The following is a 21660-nucleotide window of genomic DNA, read 5'->3' as shown; positions in this document are numbered from 1 at the left end:
TTAAATTACTTTAGATCAAGAAGCGAGCCGGTATAAAGCTTGTAGTAAAGACCTTCCTTTGACATAAGTTCGTCGTGTGTGCCGCTTTCTTTTATGCCGTCATCTGTAAGAACTATAATTTTCTTAGCATTTTTGATAGTTGTCAATCTATGGGCAATTGTTAGTGTTGTTCTGCCTTGTGAAAGTTTTTCAAGTGATTCTTGTATAAGTCTTTCACTTGTGTTGTCAAGGGCTGATGTTGCCTCATCAAGTATAAGAACTTTTGGATTTTTCAAAAATACTCTCGCTATGGCAATTCTTTGCTTTTGTCCGCCAGATAGTTTTACGCCACGCTCGCCAACATAAGTATTGAAGCCGTCTTTAAGCTCCATTATGAAATCATAAGCTCCAGCAAGTTTAGCGGCACTTATAACTTCTTCTTTACTTGCGTCAATCTTGCCGTACTTGATATTCTCAAGTATGGTACCGCTAAATAGATAAACCTCTTGTTGAACGGAGCCGATATTTTGTCTTAAAGACTTTAGTGTGAAATCTTTAATATTCTTGCCATCGATAAGTATCTCGCCTTTAGTAACATCGTAGAAACGAGGTATTAGGTTAACTAGAGTAGTTTTACCTGAACCCGATGGGCCAACTATAGCAACTGAGTCGCCTTCATTAACACTTAGATTAATATTAGAAAGAACTTTGTTTTTATCGTCAGGGTAGGCGAAGCTCACGTCTTTAAACTCGATATGGCCCTTAACATCTTTTAGCTCGATGGCATCTTCTTTGTCAAATATATCGACATCTGTATCCATAATCTCTATAAAACGCTCGATACCAGTCATGCCCGCATTGAAATTCTCCATAAAATCGACGATTCTTTTTATTGTTGTAAGTAAGCTTGAGGCGAATAAAACGTAGGCAATCATGTCACCGGCAGAAATTTTGCCTGCCTTTATCAAGAAGCCACCGATACCTATAATCATAGTATACATGATGGCATCGAAAATTCTGTTTACTGTGCCGAAACCTGCCATGTATGTGTATCTTTTCTTTTTGATCTCAAGGAATTTATCGTTATCTTTTTCAAATTTCTCTACTTCGACATCTTCATTCGCAAAGGATTTGACTACTTTTGAGCCAAGCAGCGAATCTTCAAGACCTGAGTTTAAATCACCTATGTGGTCTCTTTGCTCTTTAAAGGCGCGGCGCATCTTGCGATTGTATGAGCTTGATGCATATATCATTATAGGTATCATGGTAAACATCAAGACTGTTAGTAAAACATTGATCCTTACTAAAATTGCGAATGATACGACTATCTTAAATGCTGCGATTAAGAACTCTTCTGGGCAATGATGAGCAAATTCAGTTACATCGAAGAGGTCATTAGTGATTCTCGCCATAATCTGTCCGACTTTAGTATTATTATAAAAACTATCGGATAAGTGCTGCAAATGGCTGAAGGCATCGCTACGCATGTCTTTTTCAATGTAGGCGCCCATGATGTGACCAACTTTAGTCATATAAAATTGAGCAATTATTTCAACGATACGTAAAGTGAAATACACGCCGACTACTTTTAAGATGTATTGATTTGTTAAAAGTGCCATGTCCCTAGAAGCAGTATTAGTTATACTTCTTAATAATAAAGGAAAGACTAGTTCACACACTGTAGTTAATACAGCGCAGAACAAGTCTAGGAACAATACTTTTCTATATTTTTTAAAGTAGGGCAAAAATCTTTTTAGTAATTCTTTGTTATTCATTAGTCCTCCTTCTAAAATTTAGTACAGCGTCTAAGGCATGAACCTTTAGCGCCTTAAGTGATATAACATAGATGACTAGAGAGATTACTCCTGATATAGCCATCATTAAAAATTTGATTATTTTTTTCTCGCCTAAAATTTTTACACCAAGTGTAAATAGTAAATACATAGAAAGTGCCATGATGATGGAGGCTGCTAGTATTTTTATAAGTGAGATGAGATTGTCTTTGATCTCGATATCTGGATAAACTTTTTTTAAAGAAATATATAGTGTCACCGCAGAAACCAAGGATGAGATCGATGTAGCAAGGGCAAGGCCTTTGTGTTGCATGAATCTAACTAAGATGATGTCGAAGCCGACGTTGACAGCAACAGCTATAAGTCCATTGATCATCGGGATTTTAGTTTTTTGCATAGAATAAAATACTTTTTCAAATATCATTCTTAGAGATGCAAAGAAAAGTCCTAGGATATAGAACGTTAGTGCACCTGAAGTCATTAGTGTGGCTGTTTCGTTAAACATATTCCTTTGGAAAAGTATCTCAACTATTGGGTAGCTTAAAAAAACTATGGCGAAGGTAGCTGGAAGCGTGATAAGTGCGACTGTATCAACACTTTCGCTAATTATGCTTCTAATCTCTTGACTTTCGTTTCTAATCATGGATGAAGAAAGTTTTGGGAAAATTACAGTTGTTAGCGCCATTACAAAGACAGATATTATCATAAGATATATTTTTGATGAATAGTTTAGTACCGAGATCGATCCACTAACTAGCTCTGAAGCAAGCGTTTTATCTACAACTAAGTTGATTTGATATGCGCTTGAGCCTATAAGTATAGGAAGGATTAGTTTAAACATCTTTGTTACATATGGATCTTTAAAATCAAGATCGGGCGTAAATCTGTATCTTTTGTGCTTAACAGCAGGTAATTGAATTAAAAATTGCATTGACGCCGCTATAACGCTGATAAACATCAAAAGGTCAATGTTGCCTCTTCTTGCGAAAGACATCAAAAATATGATATAGATTAAATTATATGGTATACCCATGATGGCATAAGGGCCAAAAACATTTTCTGATTGCAAAAAGCTTGAGAAAATGTATGTAATTGATAAGAATAAAATTATTGGTATACCAATTTTCATTAGATAGGCTGTGTAGGCAAGTGTCTCGCCTGTAAAGCCTTTAGCGATAGCCTTTGTGATTAAAGGAGCGAAGATATAGGCTAAAACGCACAAAACGATGGCGATAAGGCCGATGATGTTCATGATTTTGTTCATGAATTTTATTTTACCGCGCTTGCCTTCTTTTTCTTCAACTTCTGAAAATATTGGCACAAGAGTAGTGTTTAAGCCACTACCAAGTGCTCCAATCAAAAATATAACTGCAGTTGTAGCAGCAGTATACATATCAGTCTCGAGATTGGCGCCATATTTCGACGCTATCATGGTTTCTCTGAAGAAGCCCATGATCTTGCTAATCAGCGTAAACACCGATATCATCGCGAGTGATTTAATAACAGTTTTTTTATTTGACATATATAAACCTCATTTTTTTAAATTCTTGTTAAATTTTATCACAAAGCATATAAAAAATCAAGTTTATAAGATGTAGTTTTCAATAAAATAAGCCGCTCCTGACTCATCGCAGTCCTTAGTAATATATGTCGCAGCATTTTTAATAACTGGCATTGCATTTGCCATGGCAACGGATACGCCAGTACCCTTAATCATCTCAAGATCATTTTCACTGTCACCAAAACTGATGGTATCTTTTATATCAATACCAAGTTTTTCTATTATTTTATTTATTCCTTTTAGCTTAGAAGTTTTTTTGCTATTGATATCTGCAAAATCATCGTTCCATCTCTTAAAGACAGAATTGTTCATGTATGGCACTAAATTTTCTTCGTCAAAAGCTCTAGTAGTATATGAGTTCATTTGAAAAACTTTAGATAAATCCAAATCATCGAGCGAAGCAATTTTAGGTATAGGCACTTCAACGTGGTCATGAACAGCGTGAACCTTGTCATCAGCCATGTTAAGCACAACACCTTCGCGAGTAAAAAGCGATAGGGCAAAGTTAAGCCTTTTTGATGCATCTACAATGAAGCGAACGTCATCTTCATCCATAAAATGCTCAGAAATAATTTCATCACCAATCACATTAAGATTACCGTTCATGCCTACAAAGCCATCGACCTTAAGAGTATTGTCTAAAACCTTCATTATATTATTCTTGTCACGGCCAGATGAGATAAAGACAAGTACGCCATTTTCTCTAAGTTTATTAATAGCTTTGATATCTCTATCACTAATCTTATGAGTAGTGAAGCTGACTATCGTTCCATCCATATCAAAGAAAGCCGCTTTTATATTATTTAATTTCATTTTGCACCTCCGAATAAATATTATACCCAAAAATATGAATTAATATATAAATAATATATCAATGGCTATGCTTAAAAAAGCGGGGACTTAGTTAGACAATGATAAATTTATCACTATAGGCAAAAAAAGTGTTGCATAAGTACTGGAGATGTAGTATAATTATTATAAGGATAGTAAACAATCATTAAGGAGGTAAAATGATGGAAAAAACAAAAAAGAAACGTTCATTAAGTGCTTATAGTATTCTTATCCTAATTATACTATTTGTTGCAATCTTATCATGGATTTTTAATGGAGCACAATTTGCCCCTGTAATTCCTAAGGGAGCTGAAGAAGCTGTTACTGAAGTATCAGCAGCAGGATTACCAGAAATAGCAATGAGTTTTTACAACGGCTTTGTTGACGCCATAGACATAGCAATCTTCGTATTAGTTATCGGCGGTTTCCTAGCAGTTGTTAACAAAACAGGAGCTCTTGAAGCTGGTATCCACAGATTAGTTAAGAACATGAAGGGTAGAGAAATGGCTCTTATCGCTGTACTAATGATCCTATTCTCAATCGGTGGATCAACTTACGGTATGGCAGAAGAAACTGTTGCCCTATATCCTTTAATCATCACTGCGATGGTAGCTGCAGGCTTTGATACACTAGTTGCTGTAGCAACTGTTCTTCTTGGAGCAGGTGCCGGCGTACTTGGTTCAACTGTTAACCCATTCGCTACAGGTGTAGCTATGGACGCACTTAACGGTGCAGGAGTTGAATGTAACAAAGGTACTGTTATATTACTAGGTGCTATTCTTTGGGCAGTAGCTTTAGGTACTGCAATGTACTTCGTATTAAAATACGCTAGCAAAGTACACAAAGACAAAGGATCAACAATACTATCACTTCAAGAAAGAGAAGTTATGGACAAAGAGTTCAAAACTACAAAGACTGATGATGAGTTAGTATTCACAGGAAGACACAAATTTATCCTTGTTGTATTCGCAATTACTTTTATTATTATGATTATTTCTTTAATACCTTGGCCAGATTTTGGCGTAACAGCATTTGAAGGCTGGTCAGCAGTATTAACTGGCACACCACTTGGTGAATGGTACTTCCCAGAAATTTCAGTATTATTCTTCCTAGTATCAATCATTATTGGTTGGATTGGAAGACTATCTGAAAAAGAAATTGTTAACGCATTCGTAGCTGGAGCTGCAGACATATTGTCAGTAGTTTTAGTTATCGTTGTAGCAAGAGCTGCATCAGTACTAATGGCTCAAACTCACATTGATGCTCTTATACTAGATAGATCAGCAACAGCATTATCAGGTCTACCAGTATTCTTATTCGTACCATTTGCATACATCGTTTACATTGCACTATCATTCTTCATCCCATCAACATCAGGTCTTGCAACACTATCTATCCCAGTTATGGGCGGATTAGCTGCTAAACTTGGTTATTCACCAGAAGTTATGATATTAATATTCTGCGCTGCAGAAGGTGTTGTAAACTATGTAACACCAACATCAGGCGTTGTTATGGGCGCAATACAAATTTCTAAGATGGAATTAGGTACTTGGTATAAATGGGTTAAGAAACCTCTTATATTCACAGTAATATTCTCAATAATTGTATTAACTGTAGCAATGATGATTTTCTAAAATTGTTTACTATCAGAGAAGTCCCTTAGGGGACTTCTTTTTTTGTATTTTATAATAATTTATTTATAAATATTGGTCAAAGTGTAAAAAACTTTGACCATTTTTATATAGATATAGAAAATATTCTTCACTTATGGTATAATTATATTGGAGGAATGTATGAAGAAAATACTCGAAGAATTAAAAAAATTAAATATAAAAAATATTTTAGAAGACGAAAGTTTATCTAAGTACACTACTTTTAAGATAGGTGGACCTGCCAAAATTTTGATTGAAGCGGTGAGCGATGAAGAAATTTTGAAAATTATCAAACTTTTTGACGAGAAGAATGAAAATTATCTTATCATTGGCAATGGCAGTAATCTTCTTATTAGTGATAAAGTTTTTGAAAGACCAGTTATAGTTCTTGATAAAAATTTTGCAAAGATTGAGAGAATAGATGAAGTGACTTTATATGCTGAATCTGGTGCATCACTAAAGGGTCTAGCAAACAAGGCACTTGATTTAGGGCTTGGTGGTCTTGAAGCTATCTCAGGAATACCTGGCACTGTAGGGGGAGCGGTCTATATGAACGCCGGTGCTTATGGAAGTGAGATAAAAGATGTAGTGACTAAGGTAAGATGCATTAAAGATGAGAAGATAGTTGAATTAGACGCGAGCGAAGCAAATTTTGCTCACAGAAGAAGCATTTTTCAAGAAAAAGGCTACGTAATATTAGGCGCTTATTTTAAATTAGAGAAAAAAGCGAGAGAAGAGATAGAGGCTGAGCAAAAAGATTACACGCAAAGAAGAGTTGACAAGCAGCCGCTTGAGTATCCGTCTGCTGGATCCGTATTTAAAAGACCCGAAGGGCATTACGCATCGAAACTTATTGAAGACGCTGGACTAAAAGGACTCTCTGTCGGCGGTGCCATGGTTAGCAAAAAGCACTCTGGCTTTATTATTAACACTGGCGGAGCAAGTTTTGACGACGTAGTCACACTTATTGAAAAAGTAAAAGCTATAGTAAAAGAAAAGTTCGCTGTCGATCTTGAAGAGGAGATAAGGATTATAAATGAATAAAATTAGATTATATGGCGATTATCATACGCATACGATATTCTCGTCAGGAACTAAGGGCAATCTTGGCAGACACGCTACACAAACTCCTGAGGAGAGCGCAAAAAAAGCGTATCTGATGGGCCTTAAGGAGCTAGCAATTACTGATCATGGCCTTGCTCATTATATGTTTGGTATAAAGAGAAGCAATTTGCCAGTTCTTAGAGCGAGGATTGACAAGTTAAACGAGGAATATAATGACAAGGGACTAAAGATACTTATGGGTGTCGAAGCGAATTTGCTTGATTTTAACGGCACTGTAGATCTTGACGCAGACATAATGAATTATCTAGACATAGTTCTTATGGGCTTTCATTATGGAATAAAAACGAAAAATTTTAAGGAGCAGATGAAATTATCGATACTGCCTCAAATTTCAAAACCGTTCAAGAAATGGCACGAAGAGGTGACAGAGAGGGTTACAGACTCATACATCAAGGCGATAGAGAAGTACCCAATAAAGATAATTACTCATCCGGGTGACAAGATAGATGTAAACATTGTTAGACTCGCCAAGGCATGTAAAGAACATGGAGTGGCACTAGAAATAAATTCATCGCACAAGAATCTTTCGGTTGAAGATTTGATTAAGATTAAGGATATAGATGTCGATCTATATTTAGGATCAGACGCTCACAGACTAGAGCGTGTAGGCGATGTAAAAGAAGCATTAAGAAGAGCTGACGAAGCTCAAATTGATATTAAGAGAATTAAGAATATTTATATAGAATAGGAGGATATTATGGACATATATGTAGTAACAGGCATGAGTGGTGCCGGAAAAAGTTCTTTATTGAATTTCATGGAAGATAATGGATTTTACTGCATTGACAATATGCCTCCTGTTTTATTGCCAAAATTTTTCGAGCTAATTGATAATGACAATGAAGACATAAACAAGGTTGCCTTTGGTATGGACATAAGAGGCAAGGAATTTTTTAATGATATGCTAACTGTTATCGATGGGCTTGAAAAAAAGAATTTAGATTTTAAATTAATATTTTTAGACGCTAGAGATAGTGAGCTAATTAAGCGCTTCAACGAAAGAAGAAGGCCGCATCCATTAAGCAAGGATGGCTCCTTAAAAGATGGTATACAAAAGGAAAGAGAGACGCTTAAGGAGCTTAAGGACAAGTCTGACTACATCATAGATACAAGCTCTATGAAGAGCAGCGACTTAAAAGATAAGCTTTATGAAATACTTTCAAATACCATTACAAGAAAGAAACTTACCATAGTCGTGGAAAGCTTTGGTTTTAAGTACGGAATTTTGGAGGAGGCAGATCTTGTCTTTGATGTGAGATTCTTACCAAATCCATATTATCTTGAAGATTTAAGGCCGTTGTCAGGACTTAATAAAGAAATAAAGGAATTTTTAGAAAAATATGACGCAACAGAAGAATTTTTCCAAAAACTTATAGATATGCTTGATTTTTTATTACCAAATTATATAAAGGAAGGAAAAAATCAATTAACCATAGGCATGGGATGCACAGGTGGTAGACACAGAAGCGTTTACATGGCTGAAAGGCTTTATGAATATTTAAAGGAAAAGAAAAATTTAACTGTTTTGAAAAATAGAGACATGGATAAAGAGGCGCGCAATGTTTAGTTATAGAAGCCTAAACCCTAGGATAGTGACTATAGGCGGAGGAACAGGCTTATCGACGCTACTAAAGGGTATAAAAAATTATTCTTCAGAGATAACTGCGCTTGTGACTATGGCTGACGATGGTGGCGGAAGCGGCATTTTAAGAAGAAGCTTCGGCATGCTGCCACCAGGCGATGTGCGTAACTGTCTTTTAGCACTTTCTGATATAGAGCCTGAGATGAATACACTTCTTTCACATCGTTTTGAGAAGGGCGAGTTAAAGGGCCAATCCTTTGGCAATTTATTTTTGCTTGCCATGAATGAAATATACGGCTCCTTTGAAGAAGCTGTCAAGATGGCCTCAAGCATACTAAGAGTCAAGGGAACTGTTATGCCCATCACCGTAAACGATGTCAATATCGAGGCGACTTATGACGACAAGAGCAAGGCCTTTGGCGAGAGCATATTGCCAGCCGAGGCGATAAAAGACAATAAAAAGATTAAAAGAGTTGAGCTTTGTCCGAAGGATGTTGAGCCGCTTGATGGCGTAATCACAGCCATTAACAAGGCGGATATCATACTTATAGGACCAGGTAGCTTATATACATCGGTTATACCAAATTTGCTCGTGAAAGGCGTTAAAGAAGCGATTCTTTCTTCATCAGCAAAAAAGATTTATGTGCAAAACGTAATGACTCAGCACGGAGAGACTGATGAGATGTCTGTAAAAGATCACATCGAGGCGATTTTTGAACACTCAGATAAAATTTTTGACTCGATTATTATAAATAATAAGGTTTTAAGCGAAGAGCTTAAGAAAAAATATCAAGAAAAATATCAAGAGCAAATATTTTTGACAGATGAAGACAAGAAATTTTTAAAAGAAGAGGCGATTGATTATATCGATGGCGATTGCTTGGATGATGGCGACTATGCTAGACACGACAGCGAAAAGCTTGCGAATATGATCATCGATTACTATATAAAGACTAGAAGGGTAAAGACTTATGAGAAATAAATTATTCGTGATAGGTAGTCCGATTGAGCAGTCAAAGTCACCTGAAGTGATGAAAGACTTTATTAATAGAGATGGACTTGAACTTACTTACGAAAAAAAAGAAATAAATAAAGATGGACTTGAAAGCTTTGTAAATGAAGCAAAGACTGGTGAAGTGCTTGGTTTTAACATAACTACACCGCTTAAGGAAGAAATTCTTAAATATGCTGATGAAGTGAGTGAAGCGGTTAAAATTTTAGGCGCAGCTAATACGGCAAGCCTTGCAAATGGCAAGATAAGCCTTCACAATACTGATTACATCGGCTTTATGAAGGACATCACAAGCCTAATACCAAAATATGAGAGATATTCTTACGCTGTTTTAGGTACTGGTGGAGCGGCTCGCAGCATTATTTATGCTCTTCTTAAGCTAAACATCTTTCAAATAACTGTTTATACGCGCGATGAGGTTGAGGCGCATTATAAATTAAAGAATTTTGAAGACGATATAGAGATATATCCTTACGGCTACGGCATGGATCAAGATGTAATCATTAACGCGACTGGACTTGGCATGGCAGGAAAGCTTGATGAGAGTCCATTGTCAAAAGAAGACTTTGAGATGAGCAGAGCTGGCTTTGCTTATGATTTAACATATAATCCAGAAGAGACAAAATTTTTGAAACTTGCTAAAGAAGCAGGCCTCATCACTATGAATGGCTGGGGCATGTTCCTGGGCCAAGCAGAAGAATCCTTTAAAATTTGGACTGGAGCTGATAGAAATGAACTTTGAACAAGAAAAATCATCAAAAACATATAAAGAAAAAACAATTATTAATATAGGCAGCGAAAAGATTGGTGATGGCTTTACACTTATTGCCGGTCCTTGCGCGTGTGAATCTTATGAGTCACTTCTTGATGAGGTAAAATTTTTATCATCTCGCGGAATAAAATTTATAAGAGCAGGCGCATTCAAGCCGAGAACATCACCATATAGCTTCCAAGGCTTAGGACGCGAAGCACTTGAATATTTTAAAGAAATAAAAAAGGCTTATGACGTGAAATTTGTTTCTGAGCTGATGGATTTGCGTGAGCTTGATTATTTTATGGACTCAGTTGACATAATTCAAGTTGGCGCAAGAAATATGCAAAACTTTTCACTACTCACAGAGCTTGGCAAAATAAATAAACCAGTATTATTGAAAAGAGGCTTTGCAAATAAAATAAAAGAATTTATTGCGGCGGCTGAATATATTTTGAAGGGCGGCAATGAAGACGTTATTTTATGCGAAAGAGGTATAAGGACTTTCGAGACAGCTACTAGAAATACGCTTGATATCTCGAGTGTGCCTATAATTAAGAAATATACAAATCTACCAATCATAGTCGATCCATCACATGCAGGTGGCATTGACTACTTAGTTAAGCCGCTAAGTCTCGCGAGTGCAGCTGTTGGCGCAGACGGGATCATTGTCGAAGTAAACGACAAGAAAAGAGAGGCACTTTCAGATGGCGAGCAAGCCATAAATTATGCTGAGTTTGATGAGTTATTATTAGATTTAAAGAAAATACTTAAGGCGATGGGCAAATCTTATGAATAAAGATGAACTTTCTTATGAAATAAAAATTATTCACAAGGCGAATGAAATTATTTTAGATAAAAAATTTACGAAGCATCTTGTATTAACAGATAGAAATCTTTATAGAGAGCAAAGAGCTTTTATCGATGAGATAGTGAAGAAATATGATGCCTTTCTATATGTGATAGATGCAGGTGAAGAGTCAAAGAGCCTTAGCGTTTTAGAAAATCTCTTAGAGTACGCAGCTGATAAACTTGATAGGCACTCACTTATAATCAATGTTGGCGGCGGCGTAGTAACGGACATAGGCGGCTTTGCAGCGTCGATTCTTTATAGAGGCATAAAGCACGTAAACGTTGCAACAAGCTTACTTGCTATGACAGACGCAGCCATCGGATCAAAGACTGGAATTGATTTTTGTGATAAGAAAAATATTTTAGGAACTTTTTATGATCCATACAAAGTTTTTATAGCCATAGATGCACTCAAGACGCTTCCTAAAGATGAGTATATATCAGGTTTTGCAGAAGTAATTAAGCATGCGCTTATCTGTGATGGCGAATTATATGATTTAATCAAAAATGATGCAAATATTGAAGAAATTTTAGAAAAATCCATTTGGGCGAAAGTTCATTTTGTTTGTGAAGACAAAAATGAGAAGGGTGCTCGCATGTCGCTAAATTTTGGCCACACCTTTGGTCACGTGATTGAAGCAGCAAGCGGATTTGCTCTATCACATGGCCATAGCGTTGCCATTGGGATGAAGATTGCGCTTGAGCTTGGCAAAATTTTAAATATTACAGATGAAGAAACTTATATGAGGAGTTTTGAATTAATTCATAAATATTATCCAATCGAAGAAATAAATTATGAGATAAAATCACTTAAAAGTGATAAAAAGATGATGGGTGACGAAATAAACTTTGTTTTTTTGAAAAATAAAGATGCACTTATACAAAAAATGGACGAGAGAAAGGTAGTAGAGCTTTATAATGAGCATATTAAGAATAAAAAATTCTAAATTAAAGGGTGAAGTTTATGTAAATCACTCAAAAAGTTACTTGCACAGATATATCTTTGCAAGTTCTTTTGCTGGCGAAAATACCATAATCAAAGGATTTGACTTATCTGACGACATTAAGGACACTATGCTTAGTCTAATAAGTTTTGCTGATTTTGATCTTTTGGATAATGGTGACGTCCTTGTCAAGCCGCGTGAAAATAAAAAAAGTCCAGATAGAATCCGCATCGAAGCCTCTGGTACAACACTTCGCTTTATGCTGTTAAATATTTTGGATGGCAATTTACACGAGATATACATGGGCGATAAGCTTTATGAAAGACCAAATGATACTATTTTTAAAATTTTTAATGACAATGGTATAAAATTTCATAGAAATGATAAAAATAAATCCATCACCATAAAAGGCGACTTGGTCAAAGATGAATATATAATTACGGAAGACATCTCAAGCCAATTCGTCTCAGCGCTATTATTTAAGCTTGCGCGCATGAATTTTGATTCACGCATAATTCTTGACTGTGATATATCTTCACGCTCATACATTGACATGAGTATCAAGTGTCTTAAAGATTTTGGTATTGAAATTGATACAAGTGAAAATGAATTTAAAATAAAAGGCGGACAAGAATTTAAATCAGCTGGTGAATATGTGATTGAAAGAGATTATTCAAACGCAGCTAATTACTACGCAGCAAATTATTTGGGCTCTGATATAAATATCATGGACATGGATGAGTCAAGCATACAAGGCGATAAAAAGGGGATCGATATCTTATCTAAATATGATCAGACGCAAAATCTTAGCTTTGATATGAAGGACTCGCCAGACATAGTGCCAATACTTGCTATGGCGGCACTATTTAGAAAGCATAAAACTACATTCACTTCTATAAATAGATTGATTTTTAAGGAATCAAACAGGGTTCAAGCAATTATCAATGAACTTAAAAAGATTGGAGCGAAAATTATTTTCACAAATGACAGCTTAATCGTGAATCCGCTTGAGGACATCATCATGTATACCAATATGTTTGATGCATATAATGACCACAGGATAGCCATGATGATAGCGATGCTTGCGACAAAGCTTGATCAAGATATATTCTTAAGTGGCTACGAGTGCGTGAATAAGTCATATCCGAAATTTTTCGAGGATTATATAAGTTTGGGAGGCGAGGTCAATGTCATCGACAATTGGAAATAGAATAAGGCTCACTCTTTCAGGTGAATCGCATGGAAAATTTATGATGGCGACGCTTGATGGCTTAGCTAGCGGCATAGAAGTCGATAGAGACTACATTGATAAAATCCTTTTAGAGAGAAGACCAAAATCAATTGCTTCGAGTGCGCGAAGAGAGGCTGATGAATATGAGATCATATCCGGTGTTTTTAATGGTTTCACAACAGGAGCCGCACTTACCATACTTATGAAAAATTCTGACGTAGACAGCTCTTCGTATGAAAAAATAAAAGATTTAGCAAGGCCGTCGCAGGCTGATTATCCTGCCTTTATTAAGTACAAGGGCTTTAATGACTATCGCGGCTCGGGCATATTCTCAGCTCGTTTAACAGCGCCAGTTTGTGCGGCTGCTGCAATTGTTTTAAAAGAGCTAGAAAAGAAAGGAATTACTTTTGAAACGCATTTAAAAAGAGTGGGTAAAATCATTGACGAAGCGCGCGGCGAAGAATTTTTATCAAAAACATATCACATGTATAAGTACAGTGACGACGAGATTGAAAAATATTTAGACGATATAAAAAATGAAAACGATAGCGTTGGAACAGAGGCCGAATTAATTATAAAAGGCGTCAAGGCAGGCCTTGGCGAGCCGCCATTTGCTCCGCTTGATGGGGAGCTAGCAAGATACATGTATTTGATACCATCTGTCAAGTCAGTCTCCTTTGGAGATGGATATGATTTTGCTCAAAGCCTTGGCAGCGAAGTGGCTGACGAGATGAGAGTAGAAGACGATAAAGTAAAATTTTTTAAAAATACTAACGGAGGCATAATTGGCGGCATATCAAATGGTACTGACATTGCCTTGAATCTTGTTTTTAAGCCAATCGCTTCGATATCTCGTGAGTTTAAGACCATAAACATGAAGACTATGGAAAACGCTGAGATAAAGATAAGTGGCAGGCATGACGCTTCAGTCGTTCCACGCGTTTACCCAATTATGAAGTGCTACGCAGCTCTTGCCATCTACGATATGCTGGTGAGCGCATGAATATAATTATCATAGGCATGCCAAACAGTGGAAAGACGACCATCGCCTACGAACTTGCTCGCAAAATTGGCTACAAGGCCATTGACATAGATAGACTGATAGAAAAAGAGGCTGGGATGAGCATAAATGAAATTTTTCGAAAATTTGGCGAGGAAGATTTTAGGCACAGAGAGACACTTGCTTGCGAAAGAGTAGCTAGGCTCGATAAAAGAGTTATAGCGACTGGCGGCGGAACAGTTATGCGCGAGGAAAATATGAATTTTTTAAAAAATCGCGGCTATGTCATTTATCTAAAAAGGCCGCTTGAGTTTTTGAAAACAAATCTTGATACATCGAGAAGACCCTTACTAAGAGCTGAGGGAGATCCGATGACGAAGCTTTATAATCAAAGAGCGCCTTTATTCGAAAAGTATTGTGACATGACGATGAAAACAGACAAATCAGTTTTTTTGATGTGTAAAGAAATAAAAAGGCGTTTAAAAGTACAAGGAGTGATTAAATGAAAAAAATAATTGTAATCAACGGACCGAATATTAATATACTTGGCAAGAGAGAGCTTGAAATTTATGGCAATTTATCTTATAATGATTTAGTAAATGAATTAAAGTCTTATGCGAAGGATAAAGGAGCTAATTTAGATGAGTTTCAATCAAATTCTGAAGGAGCCATCATTGATAAGCTTCAAGAACTAATTGATGGAGAATATGATGCTGTTATCATCAATCCAGCTGCTTACTCGCATTACAGCTATGCCATATATGATGCGCTAAAGGCTATAAAGATAAAAAAAGTCGAAGTGCACTTAACAAATATATTGGCACGCGATGAGTTTAGAAAAAATTCTGTCACAGCAGCAGCTTGTGATGGAGTTATCTCAGGCTTTGGCTTTGATTCATACAAATTAGCAATAGATTATTTATTAAGGGAGGAATAATAATGGACGTAAAATACGATTTAGACTACATGGTTGAATTTATGGTAAAGCTATTAAAAACACCATCACCAACAGGAGATACTATCAAGGCACTTAACTTAGTTGAAGAAGAACTTGCTAAATACGGCTTAAAGGCTCATAAAAATGCGAAGAACGGCTTCTATGTAACAGTTGAAGGCGAAGACGACGAAGAACAAGTGACTTTATCAGCTCACGTTGATACGCTTGGTTGCATGGTTAAAGACATAACAGGAAATGGTAGACTTAAACTTACTAAATTAGGCGGATATCCATGGAATGTAATTGAAGGCTGTGAATGTGTTATCTCAACTATTGATGATGGCGAATACACAGGCACTATACTTACTAATGTTTCTTCAACTCATGTTTATGGCGCAAAAGCTGACGAAACAAAGAGAGACGAAGACTCAATGGAAATTAGAATTGATGAAAAAGTTTCATCAAGAGAAGATGTTGAAAAGCTTGGTATCAATGTTGGTGACTACGTTTATCTATATCCAGGCACATGGGTTACACCATCAGGCTTTATTAAGTCAAGACACCTTGATGACAAGGCTTGCGTTGCAGTTCTTGTAGGACTTGTAAAATATTTAAAAGAAAATAATATTAAGCTAAAACACACAACAAACTTCTTTATCTCAAACTATGAAGAGCTTGGCCACGGATCAAGCGCTGGTCTACCTGAAAAAACAGTTGAGTTTATAGCTGTAGACATGGCAGCGCCAGGCACAGGACAAACATCATCAGAATTCAAGTGCACTGTTTGTGTAAAAGATTCTTCAGGACCTTATGATAAGATGATGAGCGAAAAACTTATAAAATTAGCTAGAAAGAATGATATTCCATACGCAATAGACATATATCCATACTACGGATCAGACGCATCAGCAGTTTTAAGAGCAGGCTGGAACGTAAGAGCCGCACTTATTGGACCAGGTGTTGACGCATCACATAGCTTTGAAAGAACACACAAAGAAGCAGTTGATGCAACATTTAGACTAGCACTAGCTTATTTATTAGAAGACTAATAATAGCTTATATATAAAAAATGCTTACAGCGATTGCTGTAAGCATTTTCTTTTTGCACTTTTATTTAAAAACGTAATTATAAACTATATTTATAAACTCATCTCTATTAACTTTTGCGTTCTTATCAATTGTCTTGCCACTAATATATCCTAAAGCATTCGCTAGGCTTAGATAAGCATTTTCTTCCTTTGTAAGCTTTACCTTTGTGTTAATATTTTTGAATATATCTTTGCCAACAAGCTCTTCCATACCTTTTAGCCTTATCATAAATTTTGCTAAATCCATATTTGTGATTTCTTTTTCTCTGCTTACTTCATTTGCTTTAATTACGCCTTCCCTTAGAGCCCTTTGGTAAGCATTGTCAATGATTTCGTCACTATCTCTTGAGCCAAATATATAAACAAAAGTTATAAAGTCTTTTTGCTTCAAGTTTTTCTCAGGCATTATCTCATCTTCGATATAAGCGTAGCCCATTTGTTTAAGAAGAATTGCCTTGTCTTTATATTTTGATTTGTCAATGTCAGAGTAATTTTTTAATTCTTCATTTGATTTTGCAAGCTTACCACTTATTGCATCAATCTCAATCTTAGTATTCTTTGGCATATAAGTTAAAACTACACTTGACTTAGCAGGATCAGATTTATCCCTTATATATTGATAAGCTTCTTCATAATTAATTTCTTTTTTAATTACATCATAAGCTTCATCAATAGATTTTTTAGCTTTTTCGTATTTTATCGGCTTTCTATACCAAGCTCTTGAGTACTCATTTATTTCTTTCGTATCCTTAGAAACGCCTATGCTTATAGAGTTTTCTGGAATGTAGTAGCCGTCCATCACTCTTACAAAGTAAACGGTATTATTTTCAGTTGCCATCAATTCTAAATTCTTTTCATCGATGTCAGATGCATTTTTCTTGATATAATCCAATGCAATTTTCTTTAATTCATCAGAGCTTAAATCTTTTTTGTTATTATCACCACTATCAAAATTATTATATACAGAAAATCTTAAAAGAGTTAAATCCTTCGCATCGAAAGAGATGTTATAGTAAGTCTTTTTCTCATCTTTGCCACTTTCCATATTGATGTTATAAACGTAGTCCTTAGAGATATAGTCTTGATTTAAATTAGATAAAGTCACTTTTGCTTTGCTAGCGTCTTTCACAAAAGTTTTTGCCTTTTTAACAGCTTCGTCCTTAGTCTTTATGCCCTTAATCTTATCTATGCCTTTAACTTCGTACTCGCTAAGGCCGTCCATAGCCCCTTCTGCAGCAGCATCCTTAGTCATGAAATTATTTAAAAAGACAGGGTAGTCGTAGCGCTCATATTTTTTATTAGTCGAATTAACAAAGTAATTTGCATTTAGCTCGTTGCTATATATAGTTTTAAAAGTAATTCTTGGATCCTTCTTTTCGTCAATTACAAATTTAATCATAGGCTTTATATATTTATTTTTTTTAAATATATTTATAGCCTCATCCATAGTTAAATTACTCTTAAGAGCATCAAATTCAGTTGTTTTTGAAAAATCAAAGCCATGATTATAGTTTAAGGAGTACCTTTGTACGCTCTTGTCAACGTAATTAATGGTGATGGATGCGCCGTCACCTATAACGCGTCTATCGCCTACATATCTATCAAAGTTAAAAATATATGCGTTATCGTCTATATAGTTTTGATAAGAGCTTTCATTTAGCTTAAGGCTCTTAGCGTTTACTGGGTCAATCTTTTTGATCGTGTCAATGGCATATTTTTTCAAAGCTTCATACGAGTAATTTGGTTTAAGCGTTTCATATTTTTTGTTCTCATATTTATTATAGTTAGTGATGTGCATGTCCTTTGATATGCTTACATTAAGATCACTTGAGCCATCCTTCTTCGACCATGATAAATTGTATATAGTGCCGTAATCGTTGTCACTTGAGCTATTTACCTCAAAATTATCATAGACATCTTTGATATTAAATATTTCTTTTGCTTTTAAAACTAATTTCTCCATCGTCTTGTCGTCCACCTTGTTTAGATTTTTTTCTTGAGCTAATGAATTTACTGGCAATGCGCACAAAAGCATAAACATAGCGAGCATCGCAGCAATAACATTTATCTTTTTAAGCATAATATCATCTCCTTTGTATATATTATACCACTTTAGCAGAGGTGGATAACAATTTTAACAAAATTGTAACTATTTTGATAAAGTCTTTAAAATTTATAGCTTTAAAAATAAACTTGTGATATAATTATTACAAGAGGTGATTAAATGAAACACGATTTAGTCTTAGTAATAGATTTCGGCGGACAGTATAAGCAATTAATCGCAAGACGCGTCAGAGAAAACAATATTTACTCAGAAATAATTCCTTATACTAAAAGCATCGAAGAAATAAAAGCGAAGGACCCTAAGGCAATTATCTTTACAGGCGGACCGAACTCAGCCTACCTTGATGATTCACCATCGATATCAAAGGAAATATTTGAACTAGGCATACCTATCTTAGGTATTTGTTATGGCGACCAATTAACAGCGCATTTATTAGGCGGCGAGGTAAAGAAGGGCTCTGAGAAGAATAGGGAATATGGCAAGACCATCTGCCACTATAAAGAGTCAAAATTATTTAAGGGCGTTGAAAGCGGTCAAGTTTGGATGAGTCACACTGACTACATATCCAAATTGCCAGAAGGCTTTAAGTGCATCGCATCAACTGACAATTGCCCTATCGCAGCGATGGAAAATGAAGAAAAAAAGATTTACGCAGTACAATTCCACCCAGAAGTAAAACACTCAATCGATGGCGACAAGATGATTAGAAACTTCCTTTATGACATAGCGGGTCTTAAGGGAGATTGGACGAGCGAAAATTTCATTGAAAATAAAGTTAAAGAGATTAGAGAAAAAGTTGGCGATAAAAAAGCACTACTAGCACTATCAGGCGGAGTTGACTCATCAGTAGCCGCAGTCCTTATGCACAAGGCAATAGGCGATAAACTTACATGTATCTTCGTTGACCATGGTCTACTTAGAAAAGATGAGGGTGACCAAGTCGAAGAGATATTTAAGAATAGGTTTAAGATCAACTTCATAAGAGTTAACGCTCAAAAGAGATACTTAGATAAATTAGCTGGCGTATCAGAACCAGAAAAGAAGAGAAAAATCATCGGCGAAGAATTTATCAGAGTTTTTGAAGAAGAAGCAAAGAAACTTGGTAAAATCGATTACCTTGTTCAAGGAACCATATATCCAGACGTAGTTGAATCAGGTACAAACGGTTCAGCAGTTATCAAGAGTCATCACAACGTAGGCGGTCTACCAGATGACATAGGTTTCGAAGGACTTATTGAGCCACTAAGAGAGTTATTCAAAGACGAAGTAAGAGCCATAGGACTTGAGCTTGGCCTAGATGAAGACCTTATCTATAGACATCCGTTCCCAGGACCAGGCCTTGCAATCAGAGTTATAGGTGAAATAACAGAGCAAAAACTAAACATACTTCGTGAAGCAGACGCCATCTATATAGACGAATTAAAGAAAAACGGCCTATATAGAAAGATTTGGCAAGCCTTTGCCGCACTACCAGACATCAAGACAGTTGGCGTTATGGGCGACGAAAGAACATACGACTACGTATGCGCCCTAAGAGCCGTAACAAGCACAGACGGTATGACAGCAGAATTTTATCCGATAGATATGGATATACTTGCGAAAATTTCGAATAGAATAATTAATGAAGTAAAAGGAATTAATAGAGTGGTGTATGATATTACTTCTAAGCCACCAGGAACAATCGAGTGGGAGTAATCGCAAAATTTTCTAAAATGGCTTGATTACAAGCTATATAGAGAATGAAAAATGGCTACTGGTACTCAAATGGTACTGGAAGTAAAAAAGAATAAATTGAATAATAGTTCCAAGTGGTTTACATTTGGACAAAAAATTGAGACTTTGAATTAGTTTGTGTATATAAACTCCTCCTGATTAGATAATCATAATCAGGAGGAATTTTTATGGCAAGAAAAAGACCAGAAATAAGACTAAACAAAATATCAAAAATTTATATTAAACCAACACCATAAATAAAATTTATCATCACAAAAAATGGAAAGTTTACTTGACATTTACTCTAAAAAGAATTATAATATATGTAAAGTTAACTTGTCATTTGATGGGAGGTAATTAAATGTGAAAAATAGACTTGAAGAAATTAGAAAAAGTCAAGGAATTACTCAAGAAGAACTGGCAAATATCCTTGAAGTGTCAAGGCAGACCATCGGTTCTCTAGAGAATGGAAGGTATAATCCTTCAATTATTTTAGCTTTTAAAATTGCTAAATTTTTTAAATTGACAATTGAAGATATTTTTATTTATGAGGAGGAAGAAAATGAATAGAAACAAAAGCATCTTAAAAGATTGGATTTTAGTATTTTTTGGAGTAGCACTGGTTTTAACGGGATTCTATCTTCACAAAAGCATCGATAGTGTAAATAAGACAGTCCTCGCTATTCCGTATTTATTTATCGGTATTGGATGTGGAGTTTTCGGACATTTCATGGGAAATATAATTAAATATTTCTCTACAAAAAATAACAAAGAGTTAATAAGACAGCTTGAAATTGATAAGAAGGACGAAAGAAACGTATTGATTGCAGAAAAATCAAAGGCAAAGGCCTACGACTTAATGACCTATCTCTTTGCAGCCATGCTTATTATGTTTTCATTGATGGGTGTTGATGAGTTACAAATAATAATACTAGTTGCAATCTATCTTTCTATACAAATATATGCAGTATTTTGGCATTCTAAATTTGAAAAAGAAATGTAAAAAAATTAGACCGTAGCTTCAAGCTGCGGTCTTTTTGCGTACATATTTTTATTTTAAAAATCTTGATTTTTTTGGATATGATAATTTCCATTCTTCAAACTCTTCATCTGTTATTTCATCATTATAATGTTTTTTCCTCATTTCATCCCATTCTATTAGAAAATTATTAAAATCAATATCATTGGATAACAGACTTGTTGTTTCTCCGCCTCCTGTTATAGGCCTAAATTTCATGTCATTTTCATAGTCAAAAATTATTTGCATTATTTCAAAAGGCGAGTTAGCTTCGTGGTCAATTAATGCTGATATATCACAATTAAGAGCTTCTGCAACTTTTCTTAGTTGTTCTTTGTTAGGAGATCTATTCCCTAACTCATAGTTTCTTATTGCTGCATCGGTTATGCCAGATTTAATGGCTAATTGATTTTGTGTTAAACCCCGTAATAGTCTAAGTTTTTTTAATTTTTTTCCAGAAATCATAATTACACCACCCAAATTATATTTTATAAATATATTTTATCATAATAAAAATAAAATAGCA

The 21660-nt window shown here is 35.4% G+C and carries 21 protein-coding genes; 16 read left to right on the top strand and 5 right to left on the bottom strand.

Translation table 11 applies throughout. The annotated features are described in order from the left end of the window. Positions 1-5: 5 nt before the first annotated feature. The 3 genes from BN30_RS02350 to BN30_RS02340 all read right to left on the bottom strand — a co-directional run bounded on the left by BN30_RS02350 (position 6) and on the right by BN30_RS02340 (position 4146). Positions 6-1754, bottom strand: a complete 1749-nt coding sequence (locus BN30_RS02350) for an ABC transporter ATP-binding protein (RefSeq protein ID WP_019213917.1) — start codon at positions 1752-1754, stop codon at positions 6-8. Then, positions 1747-3294, bottom strand: coding sequence for a murein biosynthesis integral membrane protein MurJ (murJ, locus tag BN30_RS02345; protein WP_019213916.1), 1548 nt, complete (start codon positions 3292-3294; stop codon positions 1747-1749). The genes BN30_RS02350 and murJ overlap by 8 nt, the downstream gene beginning before the upstream one ends. A gap of 63 nt (positions 3295-3357) precedes the next feature. Then, a complete protein-coding gene (locus BN30_RS02340; protein ID WP_019213915.1) occupies positions 3358-4146 on the bottom strand; it encodes a Cof-type HAD-IIB family hydrolase in 789 nt (262 codons plus the stop codon). Positions 4147-4346: 200 nt separating this feature from the next. On the opposite strand from BN30_RS02340, the gene BN30_RS02335 reads away from it, so the two are divergent. The 13 genes from BN30_RS02335 (at position 4347) to BN30_RS02275 (ending at position 16299) form a co-directional block, all read left to right on the top strand. Beyond that, positions 4347-5798: a YfcC family protein gene (locus BN30_RS02335; protein WP_019213914.1), complete on the top strand. Its 1452-nt coding sequence runs from the start codon at positions 4347-4349 to the stop codon at positions 5796-5798. A 159-nt stretch (positions 5799-5957) separates the two neighbouring features. Next, positions 5958-6860, top strand: coding sequence for a UDP-N-acetylmuramate dehydrogenase (gene murB, locus BN30_RS02330; RefSeq protein WP_019213913.1), 903 nt, complete (start codon positions 5958-5960; stop codon positions 6858-6860). Further along, a complete protein-coding gene (locus BN30_RS02325) occupies positions 6853-7629 on the top strand; it encodes a PHP domain-containing protein (protein ID WP_019213912.1) in 777 nt (258 codons plus the stop codon). Before murB ends, BN30_RS02325 begins: the two co-directional genes overlap by 8 nt. Before the next feature lie 9 nt (positions 7630-7638). Continuing rightward, the gene (rapZ, locus tag BN30_RS02320; RefSeq protein WP_019213911.1) at positions 7639-8508 is read left to right on the top strand and encodes an RNase adapter RapZ; all 870 of its coding nucleotides are present in this window, start codon (positions 7639-7641) and stop codon (positions 8506-8508) included. Beyond that, positions 8501-9505 (top strand): gluconeogenesis factor YvcK family protein, encoded by a 1005-nt coding sequence (locus BN30_RS02315; RefSeq protein ID WP_019213910.1) that lies wholly within the window; start codon positions 8501-8503, stop codon positions 9503-9505. The genes rapZ and BN30_RS02315 overlap by 8 nt, the downstream gene beginning before the upstream one ends. Further along, positions 9495-10277, top strand: a complete 783-nt coding sequence (locus tag BN30_RS02310; protein ID WP_019213909.1) for a shikimate dehydrogenase family protein — start codon at positions 9495-9497, stop codon at positions 10275-10277. The genes BN30_RS02315 and BN30_RS02310 overlap by 11 nt, the downstream gene beginning before the upstream one ends. Next, positions 10267-11085, top strand: coding sequence for a 3-deoxy-7-phosphoheptulonate synthase (gene aroF, locus BN30_RS08760; protein WP_019213908.1), 819 nt, complete (start codon positions 10267-10269; stop codon positions 11083-11085). Before BN30_RS02310 ends, aroF begins: the two co-directional genes overlap by 11 nt. Next, on the top strand, positions 11078-12085 hold the full coding sequence (locus tag BN30_RS02300) for a 3-dehydroquinate synthase (RefSeq protein ID WP_019213907.1): 1008 nt from the start codon (positions 11078-11080) through the stop codon (positions 12083-12085). Before aroF ends, BN30_RS02300 begins: the two co-directional genes overlap by 8 nt. Beyond that, positions 12057-13292, top strand: a complete 1236-nt coding sequence (locus BN30_RS02295) for a 3-phosphoshikimate 1-carboxyvinyltransferase (RefSeq protein WP_019213906.1) — start codon at positions 12057-12059, stop codon at positions 13290-13292. The genes BN30_RS02300 and BN30_RS02295 overlap by 29 nt, the downstream gene beginning before the upstream one ends. Beyond that, positions 13270-14316 (top strand): chorismate synthase, encoded by a 1047-nt coding sequence (gene aroC / locus BN30_RS02290; RefSeq protein ID WP_019213905.1) that lies wholly within the window; start codon positions 13270-13272, stop codon positions 14314-14316. The genes BN30_RS02295 and aroC overlap by 23 nt, the downstream gene beginning before the upstream one ends. After that, complete coding sequence (locus tag BN30_RS02285; protein ID WP_019213904.1) at positions 14313-14819, top strand: shikimate kinase; 507 nt, start codon at positions 14313-14315, stop codon at positions 14817-14819. The genes aroC and BN30_RS02285 overlap by 4 nt, the downstream gene beginning before the upstream one ends. Then, a complete protein-coding gene (aroQ, locus tag BN30_RS02280) occupies positions 14816-15250 on the top strand; it encodes a type II 3-dehydroquinate dehydratase (RefSeq protein ID WP_019213903.1) in 435 nt (144 codons plus the stop codon). The genes BN30_RS02285 and aroQ overlap by 4 nt, the downstream gene beginning before the upstream one ends. A gap of 2 nt (positions 15251-15252) precedes the next feature. Next, the gene (locus tag BN30_RS02275; RefSeq protein ID WP_019213902.1) at positions 15253-16299 is read left to right on the top strand and encodes a M42 family metallopeptidase; all 1047 of its coding nucleotides are present in this window, start codon (positions 15253-15255) and stop codon (positions 16297-16299) included. A gap of 61 nt (positions 16300-16360) precedes the next feature. On the opposite strand, the gene BN30_RS02270 is transcribed toward BN30_RS02275, so the two are convergent. Next, entirely contained in the window at positions 16361-18418 is a 2058-nt protein-coding gene (locus BN30_RS02270) for a YcdB/YcdC domain-containing protein (RefSeq protein ID WP_019213901.1), read from the bottom strand. Positions 18419-18562: 144 nt separating this feature from the next. On the opposite strand from BN30_RS02270, the gene guaA reads away from it, so the two are divergent. From guaA to BN30_RS02250, 3 genes are all read left to right on the top strand, one after another. Then, complete coding sequence (gene guaA, locus BN30_RS02265) at positions 18563-20098, top strand: glutamine-hydrolyzing GMP synthase (RefSeq protein ID WP_019213900.1); 1536 nt, start codon at positions 18563-18565, stop codon at positions 20096-20098. A 381-nt stretch (positions 20099-20479) separates the two neighbouring features. Beyond that, positions 20480-20686, top strand: coding sequence for a helix-turn-helix transcriptional regulator (locus BN30_RS02255; protein ID WP_019213898.1), 207 nt, complete (start codon positions 20480-20482; stop codon positions 20684-20686). Then, a complete protein-coding gene (locus BN30_RS02250) occupies positions 20679-21119 on the top strand; it encodes a hypothetical protein (protein WP_019213897.1) in 441 nt (146 codons plus the stop codon). The genes BN30_RS02255 and BN30_RS02250 overlap by 8 nt, the downstream gene beginning before the upstream one ends. A gap of 48 nt (positions 21120-21167) precedes the next feature. Here the strand turns inward: BN30_RS02250 and BN30_RS02245 are convergent, their stop codons facing one another. Continuing rightward, the gene (locus BN30_RS02245) at positions 21168-21599 is read right to left on the bottom strand and encodes a helix-turn-helix domain-containing protein (RefSeq protein WP_019213896.1); all 432 of its coding nucleotides are present in this window, start codon (positions 21597-21599) and stop codon (positions 21168-21170) included. Positions 21600-21660: the final 61 nt, after the last annotated feature.

It is taken from the genome of Fenollaria massiliensis, from assembly GCF_000312505.2.
GTDB lineage: Bacteria > Bacillota > Clostridia > Tissierellales > Peptoniphilaceae > Fenollaria > Fenollaria massiliensis.
This window is presented reverse-complemented; position numbering and strand designations above follow the sequence as displayed.